This window comes from Lewinella sp. LCG006 (assembly GCF_040784935.1).
Classification (GTDB): Bacteria; Bacteroidota; Bacteroidia; order Chitinophagales; family Saprospiraceae; genus Lewinella.
The window spans coordinates 4,607,205-4,622,548 of the sequence record NZ_CP160680.1 but is presented as its reverse complement, the minus strand read 5'-3'; the positions used below and the strand labels follow the sequence as shown (position 1 = coordinate 4,622,548).

The window sequence follows — 15,344 nt, the reverse complement described above, 5'->3', positions numbered from 1 at the left end:
CGTTAGCTACGAGTAAGAAACAAGAGAATTAGCCAGACAGTTTAAGCCTCCTCCTAAGCAGGTGATATTATTGGCGTTAAAAATAACTTCCCGGCAACTGTTGTTCTTTTATCAAGATAATTACTATATTGGCGTAATAAAGCGTAGTACGCTTTTTATCTCCCTTAAAATCAAGCTTAGTAACACCTATGGTGAAGTCATTGCACTTCACCCCAGTAAGATATTTTCTTTAACCTATAAACTATATTCATATGCAACCGATGATTGGTGAAATCCGCTTGTTTGCGGGTAATTTCGCACCCCGTTTTTGGGCTTTTTGTGAAGGCCAGCTACTTGCTATTTCTCAAAACCAAGCTTTATTCTCTATCCTGGGCACTACTTACGGTGGTGACGGACGGACGACGTTTGCCTTACCTGACCTGCGTGGCCGTGCACCTATCGGCCCTGGTACAGGTCCTGGTCTTCCCAATTATCGCCTCGGACAAAGAGGTGGTACGCCGACCGTAACCCTGAATACAAACGAAATTCCATCTCACACCCATGGTGCTGTAGCTGCACTGTCGGGCAGTATTGGTATTGCTACCAACACCGAAACGAGTAACTCGGGAGAAGGCTCTGGCAATGTACTTGGTGAAGCAGCAGCTAACATCTACAACAACCAGCCTGCTGACCCTGCTGAATTATTGGGAGGTGTACAAAACAATTTGGGGGTCAATGTACAAATTGGTGCTACGGGTGGTAACCTAGATCACAACAATATGCAACCCTATCTTGCCGTCTACTATATTATTGCCCTGCAAGGCATCTTCCCGTCAAGAAGCTAAATCATTTCTCTTAACCAAGCCAAAATTACACCTCCTCAAGGAGTGTATATTTTGTCACTAAAAGCTATACATCATGGCACAAGAAGGCTTTATAGGAGAAATCCGCATGTTTGCCGGTAATTTTGCTCCTCGTAGCTGGGCACTCTGTGAAGGACAACTATTACCCATCGCACAGAACACTGCCCTTTTTTCCATTTTAGGCACCATCTATGGTGGTGACGGACGTACCACTTTTGCCCTTCCTGATCTTAGAGGCAGGCTTCCTATTTCTTCGGGTACTGGGCCAGGTCTACCTACCTACCGAGAAGGCCAAAAGGGTGGTCAACCGACGCACACCCTTACACAAGCGGAAATGCCCAACCATACACACACACCTACTGCGGCAATAACTGGCACTTTCGGCGTTGCGACCAACACGGAAACGAGTAATTCTGGGGAAGGTTCTGGTAATGTTTTAGGTGAAGCAGCCGCTAACATCTACAACAACCAGCCTGCTGACCCTGCCGAATTGCTAGGTGGAGTGGTTAATACCCTGGGCGTCAACCTACAGTTGCAAAACACTGGAGGTAGTCAATCTCACGAAAACCAGATGCCCTACCTGGCTGTCAATTACATTATTGCCCTGTATGGCGTATTTCCTTCCAGAAATTAAAACAGTACTTAGCTGTTTTCATCAATAAGTGTTTAACCGGGAGGATATATGCCTCCCGGTTTCATATACCCTCCGAGTGTTGCTGGTCGCAATGCTTCCCCCCTCCTCCCCTAAAGTAAATTTCAACGAAAGTTTTTGTTCTGCTAGCCAGCGCAAGAACTTAATACGTTTTGGCCCTTCCTTGCAGCCTTGCTAGCGAGCAGGAAGAGTTATGCCTATAACTTTTTCACCTAATATCCTATTCAAATGAAAAATGTAAAGTGTTTTTTCGTGTTTTTATGCTTGTTGTTTTTTGGCGTGGGGATGGCGCAAGTACCTAAGGTAGCCTTTGTTGGTGCTACACGTTCTGGTTCCAGTTCGGAGGATGGTTTTACTTTTGTATTAGGAGAAGATTTGGCAGCGGGGACAACCATTTTTTTCACAGATGAGGAATATCGATCTGCTTGTGATGAGTTTGATAGCGATAATGTTTGTGATAGTTCCAACCCAGGAGAACCTTATATTATTTACTCTGTTGTAGCTGGAGGATTGACGGAGGGCACTGTAGTTTTAATTACAGAAACTGGCACCAATGTCTTCACTGCTACTACCCAGGGAGGAGCAAGTGCAGGAACTGCCACTACCCCTTTATCTAATACTTATTCGCTTGCTGCTTCAGATGTGCTTCATGCCTTTGATGCCAGCGATGCCAATGATGCTTTTAACACCATTACAGAAATATATGCCTCCATCAAATTCGCTAGTGGTGTATTTGATGGTAATAACAATGGTGACAACCCTATTGGTAACCATCCCAATGCTATCGTTTACAGTATGGAAGCAGATAATGGAGAATTTACCGCTGCTTTGAGAGATGATACTCCCGTAACCAGAGAGGATTTATTAAATACCTCTAATTGGATGACATCCGGTAGTGCAATAAGTCTGTCTCTTAGTCCTTTTACTTTGGGGGTTGACTTGACAATACTCCCCGTTGAATTCACTTCCTTCACCGCTCAAATCGAACGTGAGAGCGTCCTACTCCAATGGCAAACCGCCAAAGAAGAAAACAACGATTACTTCCAAATAGAACACAGTACCGATGGCCGCGACTTCTCTATACTGGGACGAATGGAAGGTAGTGGCACGACCAATGATTTTTCAAATTATTCTTTCCTCCACGAAAAACCTGCAAGTGGCATCAACTATTACCGCCTCCGGCAGATAGACTACGATGGGGCATTTGAATACAGTCAGATCGCTTCCGTTCGATTCGATAAAAATACCTCCTCCGTCATCCTGAGTCCCAATCCTTTTACCACGCAAGTGACCCTCAGCTTATCAGCTATGGATGATAATGATGGGATAGATTCCCCCGCTTCCCTGTGGGTAAAAAACGTCCACGGGCAAGTCGTCCATCAAGAAATAATCACTAACCTTCAAAACCATTCTTTGAATTTATCAACACTGGCTGCTGGTACCTACTACTTGCAAATTCAGCAGCATGGACGATCACTGGCCACCCAGCGATTAGTAAAAATATAAGCGGAGAAGGAACCAGAAAAGCAGTTAAAACAAGTTGCACCTCCGCCCTCTACCTTCGAATGCTTATCTTTGGCCCGCCACAAAAAGCGAGCTACATGTCTAAAGAAAAAGGATTTTCTACCAAGGCCATCCGCGGCCAAATGGATGCTACCCACTACCGGGAGCACAGTACCCCTTTGTTCCTTACTTCCAGCTTCACCTTCCCTAGTGCCGAGCAGATGCGCGACACCTTCGCTGGCGAAGAAGAAGGTATCATCTATTCTCGCTATAACAACCCCAGTGTCGACGAATTCATCCACAAGATGTGTTTACTGGAAGGTGCAGCAGCTGGTTTTGCTACGGCATCAGGCATGTCGGCCGTTTTTAGTGCCCTGATGGCCTTGGTACGTTCCGGCGACCATATCCTCGCTACGCGGGCCGTTTTTGGTTCTACGCACCAAATTCTGACCAGCTTGATGCCACGCTGGGGCGTAAGCCACTCCTATGTCGAGCCCGACCAGCCCCAGAGCTGGGATGCGGCCGTACAGGAAAACACCCGCATTCTTCTACTTGAGACGCCTTCCAATCCTGGGCTGGCCTTGGTAGACCTGGAAGCTGCTGGCAAGTTTGCGGAGAAGCATCAGCTCCTCCTCATGGTCGATAATTGTTTTGCGACGCCTTACCTGCAAAGACCCATAGACTTTGGTGCTCATCTTGTGATGCACTCCGCTACAAAATGGATTGATGGGCAGGGACGCTCGCTCGGTGGTGTCATCTTGGGAAACCAGTCACTGATGGACGAGATCATCTTTTTCTGCCGCCACACAGGGCCAGCGCTTTCTCCTTTCAATGCCTGGTTGATGTCCAAAAGCCTGGAAACACTTACGGTTCGGATGGACGCCCACTGTCGGCAAGCCCTCGCCCTGGCAGAATGGTTACAGCAGCAGCCCGGCGTAGCAGCAGTGAGCTACCCCTTCCTACCCTCTCACCCCCAGCATGAGCTCGCCAAAAAACAAATGCGGCTCGGTGGCGGAATTGTTACTTGCACCCTCGCCGGAGGGATGGACGCCGCTTTGGCACTCGTCAATAAGTTGGAAGTATGTAGCCGCTCTTCTAATTTAGGTGACACCCGCACTATTGTCACGCACCCTACCTCCACCACGCACTCTAAACTTACAGAAGCGGAAAGGCTAGCTGTGGGAATCACACCAGGACTGTTACGCATCAGCGTGGGGCTGGAAAATATGGAGGATATTATTGGGGATTTTGCACAGGCTTTGGAGTAGATCAGGTATTCAGCTCACCATCCAGTTTAGAAATCTCTTTACTGCACCACTACCCGCTGCGTCTGCACCACCTGCCCCTCCACAGAGAGTACCAAATGATAAAGTCCAGCGGCTAAATTTGTTGGCGAAAGTGTTTGCTCGGCAGGCCAGGTGCCATGGAGTTGGCCATTAAGGTCAAACAGTTGAAAATAAGCTTGCTGAGGTAGCGTAGTTGTTCGCCAATCGATGACCCACGGAGTGCTGCTGGCTACAGGGTTGGTACGCACTTGAAAATACGGCTGCTTTTTCGCTGGTGTAGGAAGCAAGGCGAAATCTTCGGTACTGACGACCACATCCCTGGTACAGTCCTCGGGGTAGAGGCAACCCTCGGCATCAGTGACCACGATCCAGGCATCGGCATCAAGCGATCCATTGGGAAAGGTATCAAAATAGTGGCCGCTGGCGGCAATGCGCCCGTCGGGTAATTCCGCCACATCGTAGAAGCGGTAATCCATATCAGGATTATTGGCAGGTACGTAGTAACGGTTCCAGAGCAACTCGCCCTGCGGGCTCATACGAAACAGCCAGGCAGCACGGCTTACATTACCTTCTTCGCCCAGCCAATCCTCCACCACCCAGTAGCCTGAACCGATAATGTCGCCGTTAGCCGCTGGAATAATACGGGTGATGCCGTGGTCTCCTCTATAATTGAAGGGATAGTCCCAAAGCCAATCCCCATCCAGATTTTGACAATGCAGTACGTAGTCGCCATTGTGATCAGACAAGGGATGATTCCGATTGAGATAATCAGATACGACCACCAGACTATCAGTAGTAAAAATGATCTTTTCGCCGGAATGCCCAGTATAAGTCAATAACTCATTCTGGTGTTGCCACAGCAACTGCCCCTGTGCATCGCGCCGTCCCCAGAGGGTTTCGCGCTGACCAGGTATGTTGTAGTCATTGAGATAGAGGTAGCCGCCATCGGGAAGGGGAACAATATTTCCGCCAGCCTGGTAGTAATAATCCACCTCACTGTGCTCCCATTCGGCCAGGGTTTCACCCTGCTGTGAATACTTGCGTGCGACCATAGGGGCACCAAGTCTATCGATCCAGGCTAAAAATCCGTCAGAGACAGGTTCCCAGCTAAGCACCAATTCTGTATAGGAAGTATCGGAGACGATAAAGTCATCAATGATACCGTTCTGGTCAAAGTTGAGCCAATAAATAGCCCAGTTAGCCTCGGGATAGGTTCGATAATAAAGCGTTGCGTAGCTACCATCGTCTAATGGGTAGATATCACTCCCCATATTTAATCCGTAACTACTATCTCCAATCAAATCCAAATGCCATAAGCTATTTCCATAAAAATCCAGTTGTAACAGCCTATAATACGGGTATTGGCCATTTCCTGAAATCGATTGAAAAAACATTGTTTCATCGTGAACCGTGATTCTAGTCCCCCGATCAGTTCCAGCAGTTCCAACAATATCATAATGATGATCAAAAGTAGGTTGAGCGATTAAGGTATACGAAAAAAGGTAAAAGAAATAGAGCATTATCTTATGCATGGTAAGCTATTTAGTAGTAGCCCTTTTGCTGCATTGCAAAAGGGCTACGCTAGGGATAATCAATTATTTTTGAATAAGAAGCTTTTGGGAAACGACCCGATCAGGCAGATGCAAGCGAACGAGCACCAATCCTTCCGGGAGTCCCTGTAGGTTGATCTGTTGTTTGTCGGTGAACAGCGTCGAGAAGATGATCCTCCCTTGCAGATCTATTAGCTCTAAAGGAACAGACGCCTGTGATGTAGGAAACTCAATTGTTACGGAATTACTCGCCGGGTTGGGGCTAATCAGCAAGTGTTCGCGGGTTTCCAAATCCGTTGCTTTAGTGGTCATCATCGAAGCAGAGGGCTGTTCGGTGATCGGTTCGGCTTGCAAGGCCTGCAAAGCAGGGATAGGCAAATCAGGGCTAAACAGCTTGTTGTGACTTTCAAGCAGGATAGATTGTGCATAGCCAGAGAATGGGCCTTCCTCCTCCGCAACAGCCAAAAGGTCAGCTTCCAGACCAGTGGTTAAAGCCTGCTCATTGACCATTAATATAGCTGCATCTATCACGTAGTGGTATTCTTGGTCAGAACTTGTCACGGTGGGATAAGCCGCCAAGACATTGGCTACTGCTACCTGATTGCCTTCTTTGAGATACAGGCTAATCAAAGCGCGCTTTGCCAGGCGTGTACCATCCTGAACCAGCACATCCACCGCATCACTAACTGTCCCGTGGCTATATAAATAGCTGGCAGTAGCCAGTAGTGCTTGATTTTTACGCTGCTCTGCTTGTTGGTACTGCAATATTTGCATGACTCTGGCACTGTGGGGCTCCTGCTGCTGCTTGTATAGTAGCTGATTCCATTGGCTGCTACTCAGTGTAGACTGGGCCAGTGCGAGTAAGGAAGAACTCAAGGGAACGTTGGCGGCCAGTAACTGAGCTTTGGCTGCTGTAGTGAAATTATTGGATTGCACCAAAGCAGTAAGCACCTCTTCCGATACCAGTGGACTAGCCGCGTTAAGATGCTGCGCACTCTGGAAGGTTTGTCCGCTGTTAATCAGGTTCAGTATTCCACTTCGAGCGTTGTTATCCCAGTTGGCTGCAACCGTTGCCAAATTGTTATTATAACTGTTCAGGCATTCTTTACTGGTGCATTCGTTGCCGTCTCCGGTGAAACCATCGGTGCCACAAGGGGTATCGATAACTGGTTCCGTGATAAAGAAATGATAAAAATTATTTACTTCTCCGGTACAAGGGTTATTCAAGCTACATGCTGGCACAAAATCCTGGTGAGCTACGATAGGCGAATAATAAAAGAACTGCTCCGTAAGATATTGTCCAGCAAATGAGCTGGTTTTGGTTCTGATGTCAGGGGAGTTGTCGGGAATAAAGCCGAATCCGCTAAAATCATTTTCGGCACCATTAGAGGTAGATCCCTGGGTCTTGAGGCGCCCCAGCACCGTATTGCCATTTTGTGTTCCTTCCCGTAAATAGACATCAATATTTGGAAAGTTACCCTGACTGAGGTCTACTCGCTCGAAATTATTGCCATCAAAAGCTACGCTGAGATTATCACCCAGGAAGCGCAGGCCGTAGCCGGCATCTTGGTAATTATTGCATTCCGATTTGTTGATATTAATTTCTCCCGTGTTCTCATAATTTTCAGCAACAATATGATCTTCGTAGTCATTACCTTTAATGAAAAAGCCCGTTTCACCACTAATATTTACGCCGAAGTTGTTATTGCGAAAATCATTAGAATAAATTTCAATGTTATAAACGCCTCCGGCATAGATGCCTACCCCATTGGTATTGAACTCGTTCCGATTAAGGTCTTCGTCCTCTGCACCTACAATAATGGTTTCGCCCAATGGATCAAAACCTACTCCATAGATGCCGTAGTCGGAATCAGAAAAAGTGTTGCCTCGTAGTACGTTGACCTGGCCGTTGTTTACGCTGATTCCTGTCCCATTGATCTGACTAAAAGTGCAGTCGTTGAAATCGATGTTTCGGCTCCGGTGCACCATTACCCCGAATCGGGCAGATTCGTCATCGGAGAAGAACTGGCATCCACTGAAGAAGGAAGCGTTGTCAAAGCCATAATTTGCAATACTTACGCCTATAATGTTGTTTCTGAATATTGCATTTTCAGCCTGCACAATTCCGCCATAAAGCGCCGTCTCCGGAGTCGCTGGAGAAGGTTGTCCCGGTGGCGGTGGAGTTCCAGCCCTCCGAAAATCGTTAGCAGCAGTAATAGCTACACGAGCGCGTTCCAGAGTGGCCTGGTTACTTAGCAGTACCACCCCTGGATCATCAGGCAGGAGGTTGAAGACATCTACATTGGCATGAATTCTGTCAGGGTTACCAATCACAAATATTCCTTGCCAAAACGCGTCAGGACAGTTTTCGTATTCTTCTCTGTTTAGGGAAACAAGTCCGCCATCAATAATCAAGCGGGCACCATTTTTCACGATAATTCTCCCACCATCAGGCATGTAAAGATTACCACAAATGGTGAGACTAGCTCCTGGTTCCAAGACCAAATCTGAATACATTTTGGTATCAAATGCCCACGTCTGGTCATCAACAATATAGCGAGGTTGTACGCCTCCTATTTCACAAACTACGTGTTGCCGGGCACTTTCTATATAGAGCGAACGGTGCATTTCTCCCAATTGGGTAGGTGTCAGGAAATTTCTTGGTCCTGCACCATTGTCTTCAAGGTCGTGCATAATGTTCTCATCGCAAGTTTGTACATGGCCTAAAGAAAGAGAGTGGCCTAGCTCATGAACAGTAACCCTGGAAGCATTATAAAAATCATAAAAAGAAACCATTCCATCGTTTGGGTCTGAATCAGCAAGTTGTTTAAAGCGATATGCTAAATACTCATTGGTCATTGCAACACGTTGGCGCTGATTCAGGTTGCCCTGCTCTCCCGGAAATTCAGAGCAGTCTGTGGAGCTGGCGAAAGAACTGAAATTACCATTAACAATACTCACATCTCCATCCACCAATAAACGCTGGTACGGAGTACCTTCCTGGCCAAAGAATACGTGAATACCATCACGTACACCAGCTTGTGCCAGTTTCTGAAAGGCTCGATCCGTATATTCTGCCGCCCAGGCAGTGGGACAATAAAACGCCCCATCGGTTGCGTTTTGAATATTCCACAAGTAGCTATCCCGAATCACATATTTCTCTACATCGAACTCGATGCGAGCATCCGGGAGATGTTGCCCGAAATCCGAATCTGTCGCTACCAGACAATTGTTATTGTTAGGTATGTTGATGTCTCTTATCCTGGCATTCATATCAGCAATCATATTATCAATGAATTGAGCCTCATCGGGATCAGAAAGATCAAAATTGCCGTAGCTGCTACTACCATCGGGTTCTACAAGGGGTGTTTCATGTTCCCAAAAGATGAAATTGACCTTTACTTTTAGCACTGGAATAGCTTGGTTATAAGGTCGGTAAATTGGAATATCATCATAAGGGGTGTCGTTAATACATCCCCCTTGGACTATTCCTGCGGGGGGGGGGCAGATTGTAAACCGCAGTTCCAAGGTTCTGCCTGGGCATTAAGAAAAACAAAAGGTAGGAAAGTAAAAAAATAGATTAGAATGCGTTGCATAAGAGAGATTTGTTTGCTATTTCCAGAAAGAAGTGGAAAAGCATTGTTAGAGAGAAATTTAAAAACCAATTCCAATATACTGATTTACTACGAAATAAACAACTGAATATTAAATATTTATGACCTAAACCGATCTTATAACTGAACCTAACGGTGGCGAGTCTTTTACCAAGGTTACGCTAACTCAACAATAAGCTCATTTTGCGATTAAAAACTTCGTAGGGCGCATTGTATCCTAAAAGGTAAAAGCGGTTGGTGTAAGCAATCCCCTCAGCATCTAAGCTGCTTTTAATTCGCTTTTGTGTTTTTCATTTTTTTCATCATTTGCCCAAGCACCGAAAGTGATAGCTGCTACTGTTTTAGCAGGTTCTTCGTGAAATGAGATATCAGATTGATTAGGGCGCGGGAGTGTTTCCTTATTGTGTTTTTGCGACACCATAAACAACATGGTCATAGAACACAAAAAAACTACGTACTTTATATATTTATAGTTTGACAATATGAACCGTTTCGTACATTTGTCTTGAGCAAATTTTTTAAGTAGGAAATTACTACCAAGAACGTACGCTCAACGCTTCCTTTTCAAGAGGAAGCGTTTGTTATTATTGGGCTAATGAGGGCTCATCAATTTCTATTTACCACTAAAACTCTTATTTCAAAATGACTGCATCTAGTGCAAAATCAACGCTATTATTCCTGGCTTTTTCACTCTTCAGTACTTTTTCCTTTAGTCAGGTCATCAGCATGCAGACCACTGGGTTTGCCTATCAGTACATGGTAGACAATTACAACTGGAGCAATTGGACAGACTTCGAGCCCACCCAAATGCCCATTGTTATCGACATTGATCACGAACAAATTGTCATTTACTCGGCAGAGACCCAAATCTACAACGTGATGAAAGCGGAAGGCTCCAGCTATGATCAGGACGGAGATGAATTCTTGTCTTTCTACTGCGTCAATGAAGATGGTATTGCTTGTCGAATCCGTTTAGCAATGCTGAATTCTCAAGGAGGCAGGTACCAGTTCTACGTTGACTTTGACGATATGCGTTGGGTTTACAACGTGTACATCGTCGAATAAGCTACTGATAAAAGAGCTTGTTAGAGAAAGGTAATGAATCCCGATCGTCTAACAAGCTCTTTGTTCTACTGCCCTACCTCACCACCACTTTACTCACCGAGACGCCATTGATCTGCACAATGTACATCCCTGAATGCCAATCTTTCGCAGACAGATAACAGCGGCCACCGCTTTCTTTGCTTTGGTAGACCGTGCGGCCCAGCAAGTCGAGTAAGCGTAGCTCAATCATCATACCGCCCTCCCATTCGATGGTCAACTGGTCGTTGGTAGGATTTGGGTAGATTTCCAGTTGGTAATCCGCCATTAATTCATTGGTGGGGAGGATAAAATCACAGAAAGTTGAATCCGGTGATTGCTCTATCCAGCCTTGGGAACTTAGGTCACGATCGGTGAAAGCCGCATAATCCAAGGGGTAGCGTGTCATTCGGAATGTCAGGTTGTTGTTGACTTCCAAGATATCTCCCTGCGTAGCGGGCTGGCCTCCTGCTAAGGGCACCAGGTATTCCCAAACCACTTCGTTGTCGGGCGAAAGCTCAAAGGCATAGCCATGGCGGCCGTCTATAATCAGGGCATTGCCATTGGGCAAAAACTGAACGCTCGAAAGACCAGTAGAATACAGCTGGGTAGGTATTGGATGTTGGAGTACTACATCAAACTCACTTGGGCCCCAGGTGTTGCCGGTCATTGGGAAGTTACCGTCATACATATCATATACTGGGCTCAGTACATTAGCCGTAGAAAAATCTGCTCCTACCTGGTTGTTGAAGAGGGCTATTTTCCCGTAATAGGGATGAGTAACTGGCAACAAGTCGTCTACCCAATGCACATCGTGCTGATAAAACAGCTGTTGATCCGCTTCAGTGCCTTGCTGGTAGGCAGCGGGGTTACCCCAACGGTACATCAGGTCACCGCCACGGCCACTCAAGCCACCATTAGAGCTAGCAGCCTGGGCTGTTGAAGTAGAATGGTCGATGATCCAGAACTCATGGAAAGTAGGAACAGACAAGACAATCTGGTCATTGAGGGGGTCATAGTCAATGGCATTGGTGTGCATCCAATCGGCAGCACCATCACTGGTATCCCAGTTGACGTTCACGCGTTCAGGGCGTTCTCCCACTACACCATAATTGCCCATATCGGGGTCAATATCCTGCACCAGATGATCCCAAACGTGCCATTCCCAGATAATTTCGTCGGTAACAGGATCTACTTCCAGCACATAATCAGGCCAAAGTTCGCCGTTACTCAACAAGAAAGGACTGCGCCCGGCGGCCATGGCTTCTTCCATGGTTTTCTTCTCCCAGGCAATCATCAGGATGGTTCCTTGAGGGGTGATGGCAATGTCGTGATGGAGGCGATTGTTTTCATCGTTACGCTCGAAGCTCCACAGTAGCTCATTGTCCCAAGAGCGAATCTCCACAATAGCACCACCACCACCAGCCCAGATAGGATTGCCAGCTACGGAGGCCTGGCGCTTGGTCTTCACCAAACGGCCATCGTCGAGTAAATAAGCGGTATTGCCGGGGCGCCAGTTGGGCTCGTCCTCCCAGACGTGTACCACCTCACCACAATTATCGATGAGGTAAACATTGGGTTGATTATGAGGATAGATCAAATTATACCCTGCAAAGGTCTTGGTAGGCTGGTAAGATAACAAGCCTACGGTGTTTTGTGCTCCTAGTGCGAGGCTCAAGAACAACAAAAAAAAGAAGTATAGTTTTTTCATAACATCATCCACTTTTAACAAGCCTAAAACTAAGAAGGATATTGGGACTTGACAAGTATTCTTGTTTTTCTCTGCTGTGATTGGTGTTAAGAACCAGCCGAATGTCAGCCAGTATTCTTGAAAGTGTATTTTCAGTCTTACGGGGTGCCTTGATGATCGTATGATCGTATTGGTACGATCAGGTCTGCCCGATCGTATGATCGTGTTCGTACGATCAGGATTCCCAAATCGTATGATCGTGTTGGTACGATCAGGCCTGCCCAATCGTATGATCGTGTTGGTACGATCATGCCTGCCCGATCGTATGATCGTGTTCGTACGATCAGGTCTGATCCATCCAAACATCCAAATGACGGTAGACACTCCCTAGGGCAGGATTTCATACCCTACGATGGCATGGCCAATAAAGATCAATGAGTGCTAATACAACAAATACGGAGTGACCACCTCCTTCCAATTCCCCGTCTCGGTCCATTGCCTCAGGTTCCGTAATACGTCATCGGGTTGTTGCTGCAAGTGTCGGACTAGCGCTGGATTGCCTAACAATAATGCCAAATGCCCTGCCCCTGATGGGTTGGCGTGTGTGGGGTAAGGATGCTCCTTGACTTGGTGGGCATAAAACTGCCACAAGATAGCGATGATCGCCAGACCAGTTGCCACAGGGCAATACATTTGAGGGTCAGTCACTTTCAGAAAGACGCCATAGCAGGATTCTCCTTTGTAACGCCCCTCGAATGGCGTGTACGCTACCGGTTCAAAAACAATGCCGGGGAGGGACAATTGCTGTAAATGCGCTATCAGCGAATAAGCCTCCAACCAGGGAGCTGCAAATTGCTGAAAGGGGAACGGCGTCCCACGTCCCTCGTTCAAGTTGAGGCCTTCCATAAAACACAGGGCCGGATAAGTCAGCAATGTTGCCGGATGGTTGATCGCAGGAGATGGTGCCACAAAGGGTATTCCTGTAGCTGGGTAGAAAAAATCGCGCTGCCAGCCCTGGCATGGAATCACTTCCAAATCAAGGCCTTGCATGCCCCGGCTCGCTTGCCAGTAGCGGGCCAGTTCCCCCACCGTAAGACTATGCCGAATGGGGATGGACCAGCGGCCAATAAAAGAACTCGCCGCCGCTTCATTGAGCATTGGCCCTTCAGCCAGTGCCAAATGCCCACTCAAGGGATTGATACGATCCAGTACAACCAGCTTTTTGTCCTGTGCGTAGCAAGCCTCCATCAGATAAGAAAGTGTCCAGATATAGGTATAAAAACGCACACCAATGTCGGGCAAATCAAAGCAAATCGCATCCAATTCGTCCAGCTTAGGACCGAAGCCTGGACCGTAAAGACTATAAACCAGTAGGCCCGTAAGCTGATCTTGCTGGTGATCCTGCGCAGCGCCATCTACACCCTGAGCTGACAGGCCATGCTCTGGCGAGAATAAGGATTGGAGGTTGAATCCTTGCTTCAGCAAAGCGGTTCTGGTAGGCTCGCCTTCCAAAGTGAGTGCTGCATCATTGGTGACTAAACCCCAACGGGATGATTTAGTGAGCGACAAATCTGCTTTCAGTAAATGGTCAATACCATTGTAGACAAGTTCCTTCATTTGCCAATATTACTAAAAAGCTGCGGTCATTGTCCGGATATTTCTATTTGGATAACAAAAAGTCATACAATAATCAGACCTTGGTGAACGTCATTGCAACATAAACTATCCTTTACCTTACTATGCCTTATCGCCTTTTATCATTCGCCTTCGTGACATTACTTTGTACTTCCCTTTCTGCACAACAAATGAGTGGCATTTTTCGGGGCTCCGACGCTGCGATGGAATATGCAGAACAACTGACCTGGGAGGAATTTGTCGCCAGTAACAAAACCCTCAACACCAAAGGGTTTAGGCTCACTAATGTAGAAACCACTGGCCAGGGAGAAGATCGCCGCTACTGGGGTATCTACATCGAGAGTTCCCTCCCTGACACCTTGATCAAGACCAATAGCTGGGCCGATTTTGTTCAGGAAAAACGCACCATGGCAGCAGCTGGTTACCTGCTTAGCAATGTCCAGGCTTATGCTATCAGTGAACTGGATGCCCACTACATCGGCGTATGGTACAAAAACGAAACCGATACCCCCCACAAGATTTGGAAGCTGGACAGTCCCGAAAGCTTACGTACCAGAACGGAGGACATGGCCAAGCAGCAGTATTACCTTCAGGAAGTGGAGGTCTATCTGACGCCCAGTGGCACAGCCAATTACCTGGCCATCTACCATTATTCCCTGATGCCCATCCGCAATTATGTACATATCGACACCGACGAAGAGGCTTTCAACAAAGACCTCTGGCAACGCCAACGTAGCAAAGTACGACTCGTTGATTTTGAACGGTTCAACGCAAAAGATGGCAGCTACTTCTTGGGGGTATACCAACCCGGCACCTACGACAGCCAGTTTGTCCTACAGCAACGCCGAGATGATTTCAACGGAACCTGGGAGCAGCTGGAAAAAAACAAAATGAAGCTCGTGAGTTGGGAGGTTAGGGATTAGGGAAGCCTTAGCAGTGCTGCGCTGGCTACTGGTTGTTCCGTTCCTAGTGCTTCACTTCGCTGCGCACTACCACTACACCCCCTCGTCCTTATTCCGATAGAAGATCGGGATCCGAGCCTCGAGCTTCAGGTTACGCCTTACGCACTAATAATTCAAATTCTCTAAACTGATACAAAATCCTCTAGTAATTCATAGAACTTTCGAATTGACATTTCATGTTGCTCCTTAGTTACTTGTGGGTCATAATTTTCCCATTTTATAGTTTTAGGATTTAATCCGATAGCCACGGCTAATATCATATTTTGCCAACCCGCAGTTGATTCATAAAAACCAAGTTTTTTAGCTGTCCAATCATGAAAATTTGGTTCAGATTGCTTTTTCAAATCAGTCAATTTGTGCTCATAAAGAGCAAAAGAGTAACCGTCCAGAAATGTCTTAATACTTTTCAAAGTCAATTCTCCCGTCCACATAGCTGGTCGAGCTTCCATCTTTTTAAGCAACTTATAATATTCTTTCATTTTTAATAAAGCACTTTTTAAACAAACAAGATCTGAGTAAATAGTATTGTC

Annotated in this window: 12 protein-coding genes; 6 read left to right on the top strand and 6 right to left on the bottom strand. The window is 46.6% G+C overall.

The annotated features are described in order from the left end of the window. The first annotated feature begins 251 nt into the window (after positions 1-251). From AB0L18_RS16720 to AB0L18_RS16705, 4 genes are all read left to right on the top strand, one after another. Complete coding sequence (locus AB0L18_RS16720; protein WP_367388449.1) at positions 252-824, top strand: phage tail protein; 573 nt, start codon at positions 252-254, stop codon at positions 822-824. Between the two features lie 73 nt (positions 825-897). Further along, positions 898-1,476, top strand: a complete 579-nt coding sequence (locus AB0L18_RS16715; RefSeq protein ID WP_367388448.1) for a phage tail protein — start codon at positions 898-900, stop codon at positions 1,474-1,476. A 246-nt stretch (positions 1,477-1,722) separates the two neighbouring features. Further along, positions 1,723-3,000, top strand: a complete 1,278-nt coding sequence (locus AB0L18_RS16710) for a T9SS type A sorting domain-containing protein (RefSeq protein WP_367388447.1) — start codon at positions 1,723-1,725, stop codon at positions 2,998-3,000. A gap of 95 nt (positions 3,001-3,095) precedes the next feature. Continuing rightward, positions 3,096-4,265 carry a PLP-dependent aspartate aminotransferase family protein gene (locus AB0L18_RS16705; protein WP_367388446.1) on the top strand — a complete coding sequence of 390 codons (1,170 nt, stop codon included), beginning with the start codon at positions 3,096-3,098 and terminating at the stop codon, positions 4,263-4,265. 38 nt (positions 4,266-4,303) lie between these two features. On the opposite strand, the gene AB0L18_RS16700 is transcribed toward AB0L18_RS16705, so the two are convergent. From AB0L18_RS16700 to AB0L18_RS16690, 3 genes are all read right to left on the bottom strand, one after another. Further along, positions 4,304-5,815 carry a T9SS type A sorting domain-containing protein gene (locus tag AB0L18_RS16700; protein WP_367388445.1) on the bottom strand — a complete coding sequence of 504 codons (1,512 nt, stop codon included), beginning with the start codon at positions 5,813-5,815 and terminating at the stop codon, positions 4,304-4,306. Positions 5,816-5,878: 63 nt separating this feature from the next. Beyond that, a complete protein-coding gene (locus AB0L18_RS16695; protein ID WP_367388444.1) occupies positions 5,879-9,244 on the bottom strand; it encodes a T9SS type A sorting domain-containing protein in 3,366 nt (1,121 codons plus the stop codon). A gap of 462 nt (positions 9,245-9,706) precedes the next feature. Further along, on the bottom strand, positions 9,707-9,928 hold the full coding sequence (locus AB0L18_RS16690; RefSeq protein WP_367388443.1) for a heme-binding protein: 222 nt from the start codon (positions 9,926-9,928) through the stop codon (positions 9,707-9,709). A gap of 161 nt (positions 9,929-10,089) precedes the next feature. On the opposite strand from AB0L18_RS16690, the gene AB0L18_RS16685 reads away from it, so the two are divergent. Continuing rightward, entirely contained in the window at positions 10,090-10,512 is a 423-nt protein-coding gene (locus AB0L18_RS16685) for a hypothetical protein (RefSeq protein ID WP_367388442.1), read from the top strand. A 73-nt stretch (positions 10,513-10,585) separates the two neighbouring features. Here the strand turns inward: AB0L18_RS16685 and AB0L18_RS16680 are convergent, their stop codons facing one another. After that, positions 10,586-12,238: an aryl-sulfate sulfotransferase gene (locus tag AB0L18_RS16680; protein ID WP_367388441.1), complete on the bottom strand. Its 1,653-nt coding sequence runs from the start codon at positions 12,236-12,238 to the stop codon at positions 10,586-10,588. 420 nt (positions 12,239-12,658) lie between these two features. Further along, on the bottom strand, positions 12,659-13,834 hold the full coding sequence (locus tag AB0L18_RS16675; RefSeq protein ID WP_367388440.1) for an exo-beta-N-acetylmuramidase NamZ domain-containing protein: 1,176 nt from the start codon (positions 13,832-13,834) through the stop codon (positions 12,659-12,661). Positions 13,835-14,022: 188 nt separating this feature from the next. Between AB0L18_RS16675 and AB0L18_RS16670 the strand changes: the two genes are divergently transcribed. Beyond that, positions 14,023-14,775 carry a hypothetical protein gene (locus AB0L18_RS16670; RefSeq protein ID WP_367388439.1) on the top strand — a complete coding sequence of 251 codons (753 nt, stop codon included), beginning with the start codon at positions 14,023-14,025 and terminating at the stop codon, positions 14,773-14,775. 161 nt (positions 14,776-14,936) lie between these two features. On the opposite strand, the gene AB0L18_RS16665 is transcribed toward AB0L18_RS16670, so the two are convergent. Continuing rightward, the gene (locus AB0L18_RS16665; protein WP_367388438.1) at positions 14,937-15,293 is read right to left on the bottom strand and encodes a hypothetical protein; all 357 of its coding nucleotides are present in this window, start codon (positions 15,291-15,293) and stop codon (positions 14,937-14,939) included. Positions 15,294-15,344 lie beyond the last annotated feature (51 nt).